Source organism: Pseudomonas agarici, from assembly GCF_001543125.1.
GTDB classification, from domain to species: Bacteria; Pseudomonadota; Gammaproteobacteria; order Pseudomonadales; family Pseudomonadaceae; genus Aquipseudomonas; species Aquipseudomonas agarici.
Window position 1 is genome coordinate 468255 of the sequence record NZ_CP014135.1, and the last position, 12651, is coordinate 480905.

10 protein-coding genes are annotated in these 12651 nt (G+C 61.4%); 4 read left to right on the forward strand and 6 right to left on the reverse strand.

Annotation, left to right across the window (positions count from 1 at the left end):
- Nucleotides 1-316: 316 nt before the first annotated feature.
- The gene (gene ppx / locus AWM79_RS02190; RefSeq protein WP_060782045.1) at nt 317-1819 is read left to right on the forward strand and encodes an exopolyphosphatase; all 1503 of its coding nucleotides are present in this window, start codon (nt 317-319) and stop codon (nt 1817-1819) included.
- Here the strand turns inward: ppx and ppk1 are convergent.
- Nucleotides 1806-4028, reverse strand: a complete 2223-nt coding sequence (gene ppk1 / locus AWM79_RS02195; protein ID WP_060782046.1) for a polyphosphate kinase 1 — start codon at nt 4026-4028, stop codon at nt 1806-1808. The genes ppx and ppk1 overlap by 14 nt on opposite strands.
- Nucleotides 4029-4046: 18 nt before the next feature.
- Nucleotides 4047-5060: a porphobilinogen synthase gene (gene hemB, locus AWM79_RS02200; RefSeq protein ID WP_017130583.1), complete on the reverse strand. Its 1014-nt coding sequence runs from the start codon at nt 5058-5060 to the stop codon at nt 4047-4049.
- 207 nt (nt 5061-5267) lie between these two features.
- Here hemB and AWM79_RS02205 point away from each other — a divergent pair, with 207 nt between their 5' ends.
- On the forward strand, nt 5268-5879 hold the full coding sequence (locus AWM79_RS02205; protein ID WP_017130584.1) for a DedA family protein: 612 nt from the start codon (nt 5268-5270) through the stop codon (nt 5877-5879).
- Nucleotides 5880-6074: 195 nt separating this feature from the next.
- Nucleotides 6075-6737 (forward strand): isoprenoid biosynthesis glyoxalase ElbB, encoded by a 663-nt coding sequence (gene elbB, locus AWM79_RS02210; RefSeq protein WP_060782047.1) that lies wholly within the window; start codon nt 6075-6077, stop codon nt 6735-6737.
- A gap of 34 nt (nt 6738-6771) precedes the next feature.
- On the opposite strand, the gene AWM79_RS02215 is transcribed toward elbB, so the two are convergent.
- The 4 genes from AWM79_RS02215 to AWM79_RS02230 all read right to left on the reverse strand — a co-directional run bounded on the left by AWM79_RS02215 (nt 6772) and on the right by AWM79_RS02230 (nt 11948).
- Nucleotides 6772-7227 (reverse strand): YaiI/YqxD family protein, encoded by a 456-nt coding sequence (locus AWM79_RS02215; protein ID WP_060782048.1) that lies wholly within the window; start codon nt 7225-7227, stop codon nt 6772-6774.
- 2 nt (nt 7228-7229) lie between these two features.
- Complete coding sequence (locus tag AWM79_RS02220) at nt 7230-9125, reverse strand: cytochrome c/FTR1 family iron permease (protein WP_060782049.1); 1896 nt, start codon at nt 9123-9125, stop codon at nt 7230-7232.
- A 154-nt stretch (nt 9126-9279) separates the two neighbouring features.
- Complete coding sequence (locus tag AWM79_RS02225) at nt 9280-9912, reverse strand: LysE family transporter (RefSeq protein WP_060783929.1); 633 nt, start codon at nt 9910-9912, stop codon at nt 9280-9282.
- 125 nt (nt 9913-10037) lie between these two features.
- The gene (locus AWM79_RS02230; protein ID WP_060782050.1) at nt 10038-11948 is read right to left on the reverse strand and encodes an ATP-binding cassette domain-containing protein; all 1911 of its coding nucleotides are present in this window, start codon (nt 11946-11948) and stop codon (nt 10038-10040) included.
- 50 nt (nt 11949-11998) lie between these two features.
- Here AWM79_RS02230 and AWM79_RS02235 point away from each other — a divergent pair, with 50 nt between their 5' ends.
- Entirely contained in the window at nt 11999-12463 is a 465-nt protein-coding gene (locus tag AWM79_RS02235; RefSeq protein WP_060782051.1) for a TIGR02444 family protein, read from the forward strand.
- The last annotated feature ends 188 nt before the right edge of the window (nt 12464-12651 follow it).

Consider the following 12651-nt stretch of genomic DNA (forward strand, 5'->3'; position numbering starts at 1 on the left):
AAAAAACGTAGCCCATCATAGCCGCCCTTCCTACGTACAGGAAGCCGCAGATGATTGAGTCTAACTATGGTACTCCAAGAGTCTGAGTATGGCCGAACACCGCCAGGTTGCACGCCCATCGTGCAAATGTCGTCCGGGCATGACAAAAGCAATCCCCATGCGCAATGCGGCATCTCGGGATAAAATAAAAGTGAAACCGATTCTTCCTGCCCACCTGCGTAAAAAAAGCGGATCCAACAAACCTCAAACACCATCCGTTGGCGGCGACGGTCGATCGTGGCACGATGGCCGGGTTATCGACCGAGATCCTTCAACCATGCCGCATTCTCAAGCCAAGAATCTTTCTCTGATCGCCGCTATCGACCTGGGTTCGAACAGCTTCCATATGGTCGTGGCCAAGGCCCAGAACGGTGAAATCCGCATTCTGGAGCGGCTCGGCGAAAAGGTTCAACTGGCCGCCGGTATCGATGAAGAGCGCAAGCTCAGCGAAGAATCGATGCAACGCGGGCTTGATTGCCTGAAACGCTTTGCCCAACTGATCAACGGCATGCCCCTGGGTGCCGTGCGGATCGTCGGCACCAACGCCCTGCGCGAGGCGCGCAACCGGGCGGAGTTCATTCATCGCGCCGAAGATATCCTTGGCCACCCGGTGGAAGTCATTTCCGGCCGCGAAGAGGCCCGGTTGATTTACCTCGGTGTCTCCCACACCCTCGCCGACACCCCAGGCAAGCGCCTGGTCGCCGATATCGGCGGCGGCAGTACCGAATTCATCATCGGTCAGCGCTTCGAGCCACTGTTGCGCGAAAGCCTGCAGATGGGCTGCGTCAGCTATACCCAGCGTTATTTTCGCGACGGCAAGATCACTGCGGCGCGCTATGCCCAGGCTTACACGGCAGCGCGCCTGGAAATCATGAGCATCGAACATGCTCTGCATCGCCTAACCTGGGACGAGGCTATCGGCTCTTCCGGGACCATCCGCGCCATTGGCCTGGCACTGAAGGCCGGCGGCCACGGCAGCGGCGAGGTCAATGTCGAAGGCCTGGCCTGGCTCAAGCGCAAGCTGTTCAAGCTCGGCGATGCCGAGAAAATCGACTTTGAGGGCATCAAGCCTGACCGCCGGACTATCTTCCCCGCCGGCTTGGCGATTCTCGAGGCGATCTTCGACGCCCTCGACCTGCGGCGCATGGATCACTGCGACGGCGCCTTGCGCGAAGGCGTGCTCTATGACCTGCTGGGCCGTCATCACCACGAAGACGTGCGCGAACGCACCCTCACCTCGCTGATGGAGCGTTATCACGTCGATGTGGAACAGGCGGCACGGGTCGAGCACAAGGCGCTGCACGCCTTCGACCAGGTGGCCGAAGCCTGGGAGCTGGATGCCGGAGTCTGGCGCGAGCTGCTGGGCTGGGCCGCCAAGGTTCACGAGGTGGGCTTGGATATCGCCCACTACCAGTACCACAAGCACGGCGCCTACCTGATCGAGCACTCCGACCTGGCCGGTTTCTCACGGGAAGACCAGCAAATGCTGGCACTACTGGTACGCGGCCACCGACGTAATATTCCCAAGGACAAGTTTGCCGAGTTCGGCAATGACGGCACCAAGCTGATTCGCTTGTGCGTCTTGTTGCGCTTCGCGATCCTGTTCCACCACATCCGTGGCACCCAGGAAATGCCGCAGGTCGTCTTGCGTGCCCACGGCGATAGCCTGGATGTAGTGTTTCCCAAGGGCTGGCTGGAGCAGAACCAACTGACTCAGGCCGACTTCGCGCTGGAAGCGGAGTGGCTGACCCGAGTCAGTATCGTCCTCAACGTACACTGAGGATCGGGTTGCTCAGGCGATCGAGCAAGAACGCCTGGGCGCTGCGAGCGTTCTGGTTGCCGGTCGGCGTGTTACGGATGTAGCGCCCGTCCGACTGCAAGCTCCAGCTATGCGTGTTATCAGTGAGATAACTTTCCAGTTCCTTCTTGACCCGCAGGATCAATTTCTTGCCCTCTACCGGGAAGCAGGTCTCGACGCGCTTATCGAGGTTGCGCTCCATCCAGTCCGCGCTGGACAGGAACATCTGCTCCTCGCCGCCGTTGAGGAAGTAGAATACCCGGGTGTGTTCCAGGAAGCGGCCGATGATCGAGCGCACCTGGATATTGTGCGAGACCCCGGCAATGCCCGGCCGCAGGCAGCACATGCCACGCACCACCAGATCGATACGCACGCCGCACTGGCTGGCCTTGTACAGCGCACGAATAATCTTCGGATCGGTCAGCGAATTGAACTTGGCGATGATGTGCGCCGACTTGCCGTCGACGGCGAACTGGGTTTCCCGGGCAATCATGTCGAGCATGCCCTTCCTGAGCGTGAACGGCGCATGCAGCAACTTCTTCATGCGCAGGGTCTTGCCCATGCCGATCAACTGACTGAACAGCTTGCCGACGTCCTCGCACAGCGCATCGTCGGAGGTCAGCAGGCTGTAGTCGGTGTACAGGCGGGCGTTGCCGGCGTGATAGTTACCGGTACCCAGATGCGCATAGCGGACAATCTCACCGGCTTCGCGACGTAGGATCAGCATCATCTTGGCGTGGGTCTTGAAACCGACCACACCGTAGATCACCACCGCTCCGGCCGCTTGCAGACGACTGGCCAGTTGCAGGTTGGACTCTTCGTCGAAGCGTGCGCGCAATTCGATCACCACCGTGACTTCCTTGCCGTTACGCGCGGCATCCACCAGGGCATCGACGATTTCCGAGTTGGCGCCGCTGCGGTACAGGGTCTGGCGCACAGCCAGGACATGCGGGTCCTTGGCGGCCTGGCGCAGCAGGTCGACCACCGGTGTAAAAGACTCGAACGGGTGCAGCAACAAGATGTCCTGCTTGCTGATCACGCTGAAGATATTCTCGCTGTTCTGCAGCAACTTGGGAATCTGCGGAGTGAACGGCGTGTATTGCAGCTCCGGATGACTGTCCAGGCCGGTAATACTGAACAGCCGGGTCAGGTTCACCGGACCGTTGACCTGGTACAGCTCGGTCTCGGACAGGTTGAACTGCTTGAGCAGGTAGTCCGACAGATGTTTTGGGCAGGTGTCGGCGACTTCCAGGCGCACCGCATCGCCGTAACGACGGGAGAACAACTCGCCGCGCAAGGCCCGGGCCAGGTCTTCGACATCCTCGGAGTCCAGCGCCAGATCGGCGTTGCGGGTCAGACGGAACTGGTAGCAACCCTTGACCTTCATGCCCTGAAATAGGTCGTCGGCGTGGGCGTGGATCATCGACGAGAGAAATACATAATTATCGCCCGCCCCTCCTACCTCCTCAGGTACCTTGATGATCCTCGGTAGCAAGCGCGGGGCCGGAATGATCGCCAGGCCGGAATCGCGACCGAAGGCGTCGATACCCTCAAGCTCGACGATAAAGTTCAGGCTCTTGTTCACCAGCAATGGAAACGGGTGCGTCGGGTCGAGGCCGATGGGCGTGATGATCGGTGCGATCTCGTCGCGGAAATAGCGGCGCACCCAGGTCTTGAGCTTGATGGTCCAATAACGGCGACGGATAAAGCGTACCTGGTGTTTTTCCAGTTCCGGCAACAGGATATCGTTGAGGATCGCGTACTGGCGGTCGACGTGGCCGTGCACCAGCTCGCTGATGCGCGCCAGGGCCTGATGCGGCTGCAGGCCATCGGCGCCGGCCTGCTCGCGGGCGAACGTGATCTGCTTCTTCAACCCGGCGACGCGAATCTCGAAAAACTCGTCCAGGTTACTGGAGAAGATCAGCAGGAACTTGAGCCGCTCCAGCAACGGATAGGACTCGTCCAGCGCCTGCTCCAGCACGCGGATGTTGAACTGCAGTTGCGACAGCTCGCGGTGGATGTACAGGCTGCTGTCATCCAGGCTGGGAGTCGCCACCGCCGACGGCACCGCCACATGTGGCGCCTCGGCCACCACTTGCACGGGCTCCAGCTCCGGTGGGGTTTCGGCAATCTGCCCCACCACCGACTGAGCGTCTTTTACTTCAACTTCTCTGAGTCCTTCGGTATTCATCGAGTGTTCCTGTGAGGGCTATTTTTGCTCTCGTAGCAATTGAGCGGCACGAACGGCAAAATACGTCAGGATGCCATCGGCGCCAGCACGTTTAAAGGCGGTCAGGGATTCGAGAATCACCCCTTCATTCAACCAACCATTCTGGATCGCCGCCATGTGCATGGCATATTCGCCGCTGACCTGATAGACAAAGGTCGGCACCTTGAATTCATCTTTGACCCGGTAAAGGATATCCAGGTACGGCATGCCCGGCTTGACCATGACCATATCGGCACCTTCAGCCAGATCGGCGGCCACTTCGTGCAAGGCTTCATCGCTGTTGGCCGGGTCCATCTGGTACGAGGCCTTGTTCGCCTTGCCCAGGTTCAGCGCCGAACCGACCGCATCACGGAACGGCCCATAGTAGGCGCTGGCGTATTTTGCCGAGTAGGCCATGATCCGCACATTGACGTGGCCAGCCAATTCCAGGGCCTCGCGAATGGCCTGGATACGTCCGTCCATCATATCCGAGGGGGCGACCACCTGGGCGCCGGCTTCGGCATGGGACAGCGCCTGTTTGACCAGCGCATCGACGGTAATATCGTTCTGGACATAGCCTTGCTCGTCGAGGATACCGTCCTGGCCGTGGGTGGTGAACGGGTCCAGGGCCACGTCGGTGATCACCCCAAGTTCCGGGAACCGTGCACGCAAAGCGCGGGTGGCGCGCTGGGCAATGCCTTGCGGGTTCCAGGCCTCGGCGCCATCCAGCGACTTCAACGTTGGCGGCGTGACCGGGAACAATGCCAGCGCGGGGATCCCCAGTTCGACCCATTTAGCCGCTTCTTCGAGCAACAGATCAATGCTCAGGCGTTCAACGCCCGGCATCGAGGCCACCGTTTCACGACGATTTTCGCCATCCAGCACGAACACCGGCAGGATCAGATCGTCGACAGTCAGAATATTCTCACGTACCAGGCGCCGAGAAAAATCATCGCGACGATTGCGGCGCAGGCGAGTGGCGGGAAACAGGCGATGGGCGAGGGTAAAGCTCATGGCAGACTCCTTGAGCCCGCGCGGGCGGGCGAGCATGGCAGTTATAGGTGGCCATTATGACGAAGGAATGACGGTTGTGCTGCTCTTGCGACCGAGCATCGCACGCGCCGCCCTTGTAGGAAATGTTAACGTCGAGACACATTTGGACACTTTCCTCTGTGTCGTCGAAGGGTTAGGCTGCGCGTTCATTTCGCCAGCATCCAGACAATGCTCCAACAATTTTTGCAGGACTTCGGTTACTTCGCCCTGTTTCTCGGCACGTTTTTCGAAGGTGAGACCATTTTGGTACTCGCCGGCTTCCTCGCGTTCCGCGGATACATGGACATCAACCTGGTGGTTATCGTGGCTTTCTTCGGCAGCTATGCCGGTGACCAGCTGTGGTATTTCCTGGGGCGCCGGCACGGCCGCAAGTTATTGGCGCGTAAACCGCGCTGGCAAATGATGGGCGACCGGGCGCTGGAGCATATTCGCCGTCATCCGGACATCTGGGTGCTGAGCTTTCGCTTCGTCTACGGCCTGCGCACAGTCATGCCAGTGGCGATTGGCCTGTCGGGTTATCCACCCGGACGCTACCTGCTGCTCAACGGCATCGGCGCGGCGATCTGGGCGGCAGCCCTCGCCGCCGCCGCCTATCACTTCGGCGCAATGCTCGAAGGTTTGCTGGGCAGCGTAAAGAAATACGAGCTATGGGTGTTGGGCGGCCTGCTGGTGATCGGCCTGCTCCTCTGGAGTTGGCGTCGCATCAAGAGCGCCCGCCTCGCCCGCAAGGCTGCGGCAGAAACCGCCTTGTCCGGACCTAAGGACCCGCCCGGCGAATGAACCGAGTCCGGTAGCAGTAAAGCCTAAAGCCCGATCACGCTCGGTACGACAAAAAAACGCAATCGCCAGAGCAATCAGGCCCACGGCGCCCCGAAACAAATGATGGATCCAAGATCAGCTGCAGTCTGGAAAAATTCCGCTGACAATGAATGCCAAATAGGTAGACATTTAACACCGACTATTGGGAGATCGAACATGACCAAGAAGATCGCGGTAATCCTTTCCGGCTGCGGTGTGTACGATGGCGCGGAAATCCACGAAAGCGTGCTCACCCTGTTGCGCCTGGATCAGCGCGGCGCGAAGGTCCAGTGTTTTGCGCCGAACATCGCCCAGTTGCAGGTGATCAACCACCTGACCGGCGAAGAAATGCTCGAGTCGCGCAATGTTCTGGTGGAATCGGCGCGCATCGCCCGAGGCGAAGTCAAGGACCTGCGCGAAGCCGATGTACGGGAGTTCGACGCACTGATCCTGCCCGGTGGTTTCGGCGCGGCGAAGAACTTTTCCGACTTTGCCGTCGAAGGGGCCAATTGCCGCGTGCAGGCAGAAGTCCTGGCGCTGATCGAAGCCTTTGCCGAAGCCGGCAAACCGGTGGGCCTGATCTGCATCACCGCGGCGCTGGCGGCGAAGATCTACGGCCCGGGCGTGACCTGTACCATCGGCAACGATGCCGATACCACTGCGGCGCTCAACACCATGGGCGCCGCCCACAAGGAGTGCTCGGCAGGCGATATTGTCGAGGACAAGGCGCGCAAGCTGGTGACAACCCCGGCCTATATGCTGGCACAGTCCATCGGCGAGGCGGCGTCGGGGATCAACAAACTGGTGGACCGGGTGCTGGAGCTGACTCAGCAGGCTTGATCATTACAGGTGGCAACGATCATCTGCCCTGTGTTCAGCAAGACCGTGAAAGCCGGGTGAGGATACGGTCGAAGGCATTGGCGAAGGCCTGCTTGTCCCGCTCGCCATAAGGCGGCTGACCGCCGCCCATCTGCCCTTGCTCACGCAGGTCGGTGAACAGGTTGCGCACCGCCAGCCGCTCACCCATGTTCTGCGGATCGAACTCCTTGCCACGAGGATCGAGTGCCGCCACCGCCTTTTTCACCAATCGATCGGCCAGGGGCACATCGCTGCAAATCACCAGTTCCCCCGGCACCGCATGCTCCACCAGGTAATCGTCGGCGGCGTCCGGCCCGCTGGGCACCACGATCAACTTGACGCAGGCGAAGGCCGGCTTGATCTGCGGCTGGCCCGCCACCAGCACCACTTCGAAGCGGCGCTTGAGGGCGAACTTCACCACCAGCTCCTTGGCCGCCTTGGGGCAGGCGTCGGCATCGATCCACACGCGCATGCTCAGGAAGCCTGCAATCGGCGCTTTTCGGCCAACCGGCTACGGCTGTAGAGCACGATGATCGCCAGCAGGGCCACGGCTTGAGCGCTCAGCGAATAAGCATCGGCATGGATCCCCAGCCAGTCGAAGTCGAAGAACGCCACTGGCCGCGTGCCGAAGATCCCGGCTTCCTGCAAGGCCTTGACGCCATGCCCGGCAAACACCACCGACAGCGCGCACAACAACCCGGCATTGATCCCGAAGAACAGCGCCAGCGGCAGCTTCGCCGAGCCGCGCAGGATGACCCAGGCCAGGCCGATCAGCAGCACCAGCGCCGTCGCGCCGCCTGCCAGCACCGCGTTGTGCCCGGCAGGACCGGCCTGCAACCAGAGGGTTTCATAGAACAGGATCACTTCGAACAACTCGCGGTACACCGAGAAGAACGCCAGGATCGCGAAACCGAAACGACCACCACCACCGACCAGACTGCTCTTGATGTAGTCCTGCCACGCCGCGGCATGGCGGCGATCGTGCATCCAGACGCCAAGCCAGAGCACCATCACACTGGCGAACAGCGCCGTACACCCTTCCAGCAACTCGCGCTGGGCGCCACTGACATCGATCACATAGGCCGCCAGCGCCCAGGTGCCAAGCCCCGCCAGCAACGCCAGACCCCAGCCGATATTGACACTACGCACCGCCGATTGCTGGCCGGTGTTGCGCAGGAAGGCGAGAATCGCCGCCAGCACCAGGATCGCTTCTACGCCCTCGCGCAGCAAGATCAGCAATCCCGAAATAAAGCTCAGGGATTGACTCAGTCCATCATTGCCGAGCAACCCGGCGGACTCCTTGAGCTTATCCTTGGCGAACGCCAGGCGCTGCTCGACCTGCTCGACCGGCAAGCCATCCTGCAAGGATTGCCGATAGGCCATCAGGGATTTTTCGGTGCCCTTGCGCACGCTGGCGTCAACGTTGTCCAGGGAGCTTTCGACTAACTCGAAACCTTCCAGGTAGGCGGCCACGGACAGATCGTAGGCCTGTTCACGGTCGCCGACACGGTAAGCCGCCAGGCTCTTGTCCAGGGTCGCGCCCGTGTAGTCGAGCAACTGCGCAGGGCCGCGCTTGACCTGCGGCGGTTGGGCGCGCTGGGCGCGAAACAGCGCGGCAGCGGCGTCGCCTTCGGCTGTCCGCACTTCATCAGGGGTCTGGCGGGCCAGGTCGGCCAGATTGTAGGCCTTGTCGTTCGTGGCCACCGACGCGGCGCTGAAACCGGCGATATAAGTAGCCAGATCCCAACGCTGACGTTCATCGAGCTGATCGGCGAACGAGGGCATGTCCGTGCCTTCGACACCGAGGGTCAGGGTGTTGTAGAGACCATAGAGGCTCAGGCGATCCAGGCGCGCGGCGTCCCGCAGATTGGCCGGCGGGGGCGTCAGACCAACACCCGCCGGGCCATCGCCGGCTCCCGTGTCACCATGGCAGACCGAGCAGTGCTGGGCGTAAAGCGGCGCACCACGACTCGGATCCGGGGTGATGGCCGGCGCTTGACTGACCTCGTAGCTCACCGCCAGCCTTGCGCCCAGTTGCCGGGCCTGCCGCGCCACCAGCGCGCCATCCTGGCGCTGGCTGATGGCCTTGCGCAGATCGACCACGCCCTGCTCCAGCTCCGCCCGCTCGGCACGGGCCGGTAGCGCGACAATCAGCTTGTGCAGAGCTGTCAGGAATTCCAGCTGTTCGTGGTATTCGGTCTCGTCGATGACCTTGCCGTCCGCCACCGTGGCTGGATAGTCCGCGCCGATGTAATCGATCAGGTGCAGGGCCTGGGCGGCGCCTTCCACCGTCTTCGCCAGCAGATTGGAGCTGCATAGGGCGAACATCGGCAGCATCAGCCAGGCCAGGAAACGCGTGGGAACAATCATCGAAACAACCTAAATGGAAATGCGAAGTAACACATTGTTCCCTCTCACTGCACTTCACTCAAGCGCCGCGCGCCCTTGAGGCGCAAATAGTGCCTTTCAATAAGCGGTCGGCATCTTTGGGAAGGGTCGGTTGTGGGTATTTGCCGACCGGGACTCAGTGGGTAGCCTTGTGCAAAGTCGCCAGGAATCCCGCCGCGCCCACGAACAACCCGGCAAAAGTCCGATTCAGGCGGCGTTGTTGCTTGGGTGTGCGCAACAGGCGCAGGACCTTGGCCGCCAGGCCGGTGTAGCCGGCCATGACGATCATGTCGACGCCGATCATGGTCGCGCCCAAGATCAGGTACTGATGCACGAGCGGCGCCTGGGGATCGATGAACTGCGGCAGCACCGCGAGCATGAACACCAAGGCCTTGGGATTGCTGACGTTGACCAGGAAACCGCGAAACATCAAGGTCAGCGGTTTGCCGATCGGCCGGATCGTGGACTCTTCGGTCATGTCGTTGGGCATCGCGCCCCACTGCTTGACAGCCAGGTACACCAAGTACGCCACACCGAACCACTTGATGGCGTAGAAAGCCGTGGCCGAGGCCGTGAGGACCGCACCGACACCGGCGGCGATCACCGCGATCTGTGCCGCCAGGCCCAGTTGCAGGCCCAGGGCATTCCAGTAGCCACGAAGGAAACCGTATTGCAGGCCGCTGGACATCGAGGCAATCGCACCGGCGCCCGGGGACAGGCTGATCACCCAGCACGCCGCGAAAAATGCCAGCCATGTCTCAATCTGCATCATGCACCTCGGATAAGAACTCCAACCCGCCTTTAAGCTAATCCGTGGGCCTGAAATTGACTATTGTTTTTTGTCGGACAGGATCATCGACGAGCAGACATCTTGTGTAGGAACACCAAGGCACATCAAGACAGCGCTTCCAGTTCCGCCTGCATGCTTTCCAGCAGTTCCAGGGCGTGCATCCAAGCCTCTTCGAGTTCCGCCTCACGCACCTTGAGCTTGGCCTGGTTGGCCAACAGGTCACGCAGTTCGTCCTTGCGATCCGCTTCGTAGACCGCGCTGTCGCCGAGACTCGCCTCAATCTTTGCCAGCTGCTCATGCAGCTTGCCCAGCTCGGCCTCGAGCTTGTCGGCCTCACGCTTGTGCGGGGCCAGTTGTTGACGCAACGCAGCCGCGGCCTGACGCTGAGCCTTCTTGTCGGTCTTATCGGCATTCACTGGGGTGCTGCTGACCGGCGCGTTCCGCTGGCGATATTCGACCAACCAGCGGGCATAGTCTTCCAAGTCACCGTCGAACTCTTCGACCTTACCGTCGGCCACCAGGTAGAAATGGTCGGTGGTGCTCTTGAGTAGATGACGGTCGTGGGAAACCACCAGTACCGCACCGCTGAACTCCTGCAAGGCCATGGTCAGCGCCAGGCGCATTTCCAGATCCAGGTGGTTGGTCGGTTCGTCGAGCAGCAGCAGATTAGGCCGTTCCCAGGCGATCAGGGCCAACGCCAGCCGGGCTTTCTCGCCGCCAGAGAAGTTCAACACCGGCTCGTCGATGCGTGCGCCACGAAAATCGAAACCACCGAGGAAGTCGCGCAGGGTTTGCTCGCGCTCGGTCGGTGCCAACCGTTGCAGGTGCAGCAACGGGCTGGCCTTGGCGTCCAGCGAGTCGAGCTGGTGCTGGGCAAAGTAGCCGACCACGGTGTTTTCACCACGGGTCATGCGCCCTGCCAACGGCGACAGCTCGCCGGCGAGGTTCTTGATCAGCGTCGACTTGCCCGCGCCGTTGGGACCGAGCAGACCGATTCGGGCACCGGGGGTCAGTTGCAGCTTGACCTTCTCCAGGATGGTTTTCTCGCCATAACCCAGCCGAGCATCGGACAGGTCCAACAAGGGGCTGGAGATCTTATGCGACTCGCGAAAAGTGAAGTCGAACGGTGAATCGACGTGGGCCGCCGACAGCTCCTCCATTCGCTCCAGTGCCTTGATCCGGCTCTGTGCCTGGCGGGCCTTGGTGGCCTGGGCCTTGAAGCGGGCAATATAGCTTTCCATATGCGCACGTTGCGCCTGCTGCTTCTCGTAAGCCTGCTGCTGCTGGGCCAGACGTTCGGCACGGGCGCGCTCGAAAGCCGTGTAGCCACCACGATAGAGAGTAATTTTGCGCTGGTCGACATGAGCCACGTGATCGACCACTTCGTCGAGAAAGTCGCGGTCGTGGGAAATCAGCAGCAAGGTGCCGGGGTAGCTCTTGAGCCACTCTTCCAGCCAGATGATTGCGTCGAGGTCGAGGTGGTTCGTCGGTTCGTCGAGCAGCAATAGGTCCGAGGGGCACATCAGCGCCTGCGCCAGGTTCAGGCGCATCCGCCAGCCGCCGGAGAAATCCCCGACCTGACGATCCATTTGTTCGTTAGTGAAGCCCAGGCCGGCCAGCAACTTGCGCGCGCGGGCATCGGCGGTGTAGCCGTCGGCGCTGTCGAGTTCCGCGTGCAGGCGTGCCTGGGCAGCGCCATCGTGGGCTGCCTCGGCCACTGCCAGGTCGTGCTGCACCTGGCGCAGGCGTATGTCGCCATCGAGTACATAGTCGACCGCCAGGCGTTCGAGGGTATCGACCTCCTGGCGCATGTGGGCGATACGCCAATCGGCCGGCAGAAAGCAATCACCCGAGTCCGGGTGCAGCTCGCCCCGCAGTAGGGCGAACAAGCTGGATTTGCCGGCGCCGTTGGCACCGATAAGGCCGGCTTTATGGCCGGCGTGCAGGGTCAGCTCGGCGTCTTCTAGCAGACGTTGCGGGCCACGCTGTAAAGTCAGGTTCTGAAGTCGAATCATAATGGCGGCGGAGTCTACCAGCTTCCCTCGCAACTGGCGCGGATCGAACCATGCATGCTGACCTGTGGACGTTTTCTCTTGAGACTTATGCCAAGCCCGGCGTGGAGGAGGCCTGCCTGGCCTTACAAGCCCAGGGGGCGGATGTCTGCCTGATGCTCTGCGCGGCCTGGCTGGGCGTGCGCGGCGTCGGTTGCGAGTCCGAACGCCTGGCGCGGTTGCGCCTGATTGCACAAGACTGGCAGGCGCAGGTGATACAACCGCTCAGGCAATTGCGTGGGCAATGGCGATCCATGGCGCTGCTAGACAACGAGTTGAAAGTGCTGAGAGATCAGCTCAAGACACTTGAGCTGGAAGCGGAGCGCCAGTTGCTGTTGCGTCTGGAAGGGTTGAGCCAGGGTTGGCCGCAGGGAGTTGCCGTCGACCTGGCACAGTGGCTGGACGGCAGCACCGTCCAGGTGACCCACCTCAATCGCGAGGCGCTGCACAAGCTGCGCCTCGCGGTGAGCCAGGCTTAGGAAGCGCTGGTTGGCGCGGCGACCGAGGCCGGCGCTGGAGCAGCAGCCGGAGCAGAGGTTGCAGTCGATGCCGATGCTGCTGAGGTTGGCGTCGAAACTACGGGCTTAGCTGCGGGGGGTTTTACAGCCGGTTTGGCAGCAGCGGTTTTAGCAGCAGCCGGTTTTACGGCAGGCTTGGCGGCAGCGGT

What these genes read in the sequence shown, in the direction of transcription:
- ppx (WP_060782045.1), top strand. Translation starts at nt 317, where the DNA reads ATGCCGCATTCTCAAGCCAAGAATCTTTCTCTGATCGCCGCTATCGAC.
- ppk1 (WP_060782046.1), bottom strand. Translation starts at nt 4,028, where the DNA reads ATGAATACCGAAGGACTCAGAGAAGTTGAAGTAAAAGACGCTCAGTCG.
- hemB (WP_017130583.1), bottom strand. Translation starts at nt 5,060, where the DNA reads ATGAGCTTTACCCTCGCCCATCGCCTGTTTCCCGCCACTCGCCTGCGC.
- AWM79_RS02205 (WP_017130584.1), top strand. Translation starts at nt 5,268, where the DNA reads ATGCTCCAACAATTTTTGCAGGACTTCGGTTACTTCGCCCTGTTTCTC.
- elbB (WP_060782047.1), top strand. Translation starts at nt 6,075, where the DNA reads ATGACCAAGAAGATCGCGGTAATCCTTTCCGGCTGCGGTGTGTACGAT.
- AWM79_RS02215 (WP_060782048.1), bottom strand. Translation starts at nt 7,227, where the DNA reads ATGCGCGTGTGGATCGATGCCGACGCCTGCCCCAAGGCGGCCAAGGAG.
- AWM79_RS02220 (WP_060782049.1), bottom strand. Translation starts at nt 9,125, where the DNA reads ATGATTGTTCCCACGCGTTTCCTGGCCTGGCTGATGCTGCCGATGTTC.
- AWM79_RS02225 (WP_060783929.1), bottom strand. Translation starts at nt 9,912, where the DNA reads ATGCAGATTGAGACATGGCTGGCATTTTTCGCGGCGTGCTGGGTGATC.
- AWM79_RS02230 (WP_060782050.1), bottom strand. Translation starts at nt 11,948, where the DNA reads ATGATTCGACTTCAGAACCTGACTTTACAGCGTGGCCCGCAACGTCTG.
- AWM79_RS02235 (WP_060782051.1), top strand. Translation starts at nt 11,999, where the DNA reads ATGCATGCTGACCTGTGGACGTTTTCTCTTGAGACTTATGCCAAGCCC.